Origin of the sequence: Priestia sp. JV24 (assembly GCF_025910025.1) — a bacterium.
Taxonomy (GTDB): domain Bacteria; phylum Bacillota; class Bacilli; order Bacillales; family Bacillaceae_H; genus Priestia; species Priestia megaterium.
This window is the reverse complement of the sequence record NZ_JAPCIN010000074.1, coordinates 1-884: the sequence shown is the minus strand read 5'-3', so window position 1 is coordinate 884 and position 884 is coordinate 1. Positions and strand designations below refer to the sequence as shown.

The 884-nt window shown below is 33.9% G+C and carries 2 protein-coding genes; both read right to left on the bottom strand.

Features of this window, described 5'->3' with window-relative positions; genetic code table 11:
• The coding region (locus tag OK414_RS29670; protein WP_263046362.1) for an HU family DNA-binding protein at window positions 1-179 on the bottom strand (179 nt) is incomplete at its 3' end.
• A gap of 180 nt (window positions 180-359) precedes the next feature.
• A complete protein-coding gene (locus OK414_RS29665) occupies window positions 360-572 on the bottom strand; it encodes an alpha/beta-type small acid-soluble spore protein (protein ID WP_025753343.1) in 213 nt (70 codons plus the stop codon).
• Window positions 573-884 lie beyond the last annotated feature (312 nt).

Genomic DNA, 884 nt, shown 5'->3' with positions numbered 1-884 from the left:
CCTGTACGCTCTGAACGTTCACGTACTTCGAATGTTCCCAATCCTACCAGTTGAATTTTTTCGCCTTTTGCAAGCGTTGTAGAAATGGTTTCAAATAACGCGTCTACAGCTTTTTTCGCATCTTGCTTTGTTAACTCTGACTTTGAAGCAACTGCCTCAATGAATTCAGCTTTTTTCATATGTAACTACCTCATCTCTTTTTATAGGGTATGTAGAGTAAGAATATATCATATGTTTTGAGAAAAGGTCAAACATATGTTCTTTTTAGATGGAAGTAGAGGGAAATACATATCAATAAAAAAAAGAAGAAATAGAAACCCATTTCTTCTTTACATACACGTTTAGCTAAAATGATTGCATTATCGGATGTTACTGCCACCAAGTTGTTGTTCTGCCATTTGCACAAGACGTTTTGTAATCTCTCCACCTACTGATCCGTTTGCACGTGCAGTTGTATCAGGACCAAGGTTTACACCAAATTCACTAGCGATTTCATATTTCATTTGATCAATTGCTTGTTGAGCACCGTATACTAATAATTCATTTGTGTTGCTATTTTTATTGTTTGCCATTTTATGCAACTCCTTTACAGTTTGTATCGTTAAGATGTGTAAAAGAAGAATGGTTTATTCATAAGATGAGAAATTATTTTTACAAATTGGTTTAGTTGACCAATTTGTAATAGAAAGCAGGGAAAGAATTAAAAGAGGCTGTAAAATAGAAAGTAAAAAAGATGTTTTAGAATATATATAGGTGGTAAACAAATAGTACAGAGCCAACATAAGAATTTTAGAGGCTACTGTAAAAGGTTAAATACTTAGCTTAATGAAGGGACTGGTTCGGTTTTGAAAGACGTAACAGCGACTTCAGCAAATGTATTACCC